Annotated in this window: 2 protein-coding genes; both read right to left on the bottom strand. The window is 44.6% G+C overall.

All coding sequences use genetic code 11. The features are described 5' to 3' along the window. A partial coding sequence (locus AC1DVJ_RS30960) for a response regulator (RefSeq protein WP_477596764.1) occupies positions 1–613 on the bottom strand: 613 nt, incomplete at its 3' end. A gap of 4 nt (positions 614–617) precedes the next feature. Further along, positions 618–1,452, bottom strand: an 835-nt coding sequence (locus AC1DVJ_RS30955) for a sensor histidine kinase (RefSeq protein ID WP_477596763.1), incomplete at its 5' end; no start/stop codon positions are given.

The following is a 1,452-nucleotide window of genomic DNA, read 5'->3' as shown; positions in this document are numbered from 1 at the left end:
ATTGAATTCTGTTGCCGCTCAGACCCGCTATTTCCGCCTGCAGCAAGTAAAACAAGTGTATAAACATCTCCTTGAGTCTCACTGAATTTGCTCGATAAGTCTGCAACCGTTCGTGTATCCCTTCAAGTTGCTCCCAAACGGCAGCCACGTTGAGGACCCACATGTGCTTCGCCATTGTCTCCGCTTCTACCTTACACACAGCGATCCATTCACTTCGCTCAATGATGCCTTTACGTTCATTGCCCAGTTTCTTMTCGGTCAGAGAAAGTACCCTTAATACTTCGTCAACATCAAGCGGCTTTAGCAGATAATCGGAGACTCCATGTCGAAGTGCCTGTTTGGCATAGCTGAAATCGCTGTATCCGGAAATGATAATCACTTCAGTCTGGATCCCACGGCTAACGATCTCCTCAGCCAGTCGCAACCCATCCATCACAGGCATTCGAATGTCTGTAATGACAACATCCGGTAAGTAGTCACTAATGAGATCCAGCGCCTCTTGACCATTCTCGGCAAATGCACTTACTTCAAATGAGGAAGTCTCCCGCTCAATGATTGTCTTTAAACTGCGTTTCACGGATGGCTCATCATCCACAATGATCACTTTATACATGCCCTTACCTCCCTGGCAATGTAATATCCATATGTGTACCGTTCGGCCCTGACTCACGGATGTATAATCCGTAAGGTTCTCCGAACGTAAGTCGAAGGCGGCTGTGCACGTTCCATAATCCAAGATTTTTCTCTTGAAACTGATGCTCTCGAACCATTTGTTGAATAGTGACCTCCTTAAATAATCGGTTCAACCTGTTCAACGTCTCCTGAGTCATTCCATTCCCTTTGTCAATTAACGAAATGACGTACACCCGATCCTTTATAAACCTTCCTGATATTTTCAAATACTCCGGCTTGCGATCATGATCTTCGTAACCGTGCTGAAAGGCGTTTTCCACAAGCGGCTGTAAAATGAGACGTACAGTGGAAACTTGCATCGCTTCAACTTCATCAACCTCCCATTCAACATTGAGGCCTTCATAGCGCTCTTTTTGAATAGACAAGTATGTCTGCATATGCTCAATTTCCTCCAGAAGTGTGACCGTTTTTTGCGGATTTCCGACGTTATAACGGAACATTTTGGCGATGGAGGTTACCATTTTACTAATCGGCCGTACCCCAGCTTCAATGGCATATGAATTCACTACCTCCAACGTGTTGTAAAGAAAGTGTGGATTAATTTGCGACTGTAAGATAAGGAGGCTGGACTCCATTTGCTTGATTTCATTTTCCTTTTGTTTCAACTCTGCCATATGTACGACTTCAATTAGCCTCTTGATTTCGGAGACCATGTTGTTAAAGCTGCTGAACAAACTGCCTATTTCTTTGCCTTTATGCACTGGCGCACGAATATCCAAATTACCGTCTTCCGCTTTGCGCATAAGTTTCTGTAAGAGG

The organism is Paenibacillus sp. P4_A9 (genome assembly GCF_056402415.1).
Note: the sequence above shows the minus strand (reverse complement) of the source record. Positions and strands in the feature narration are given on the sequence as shown.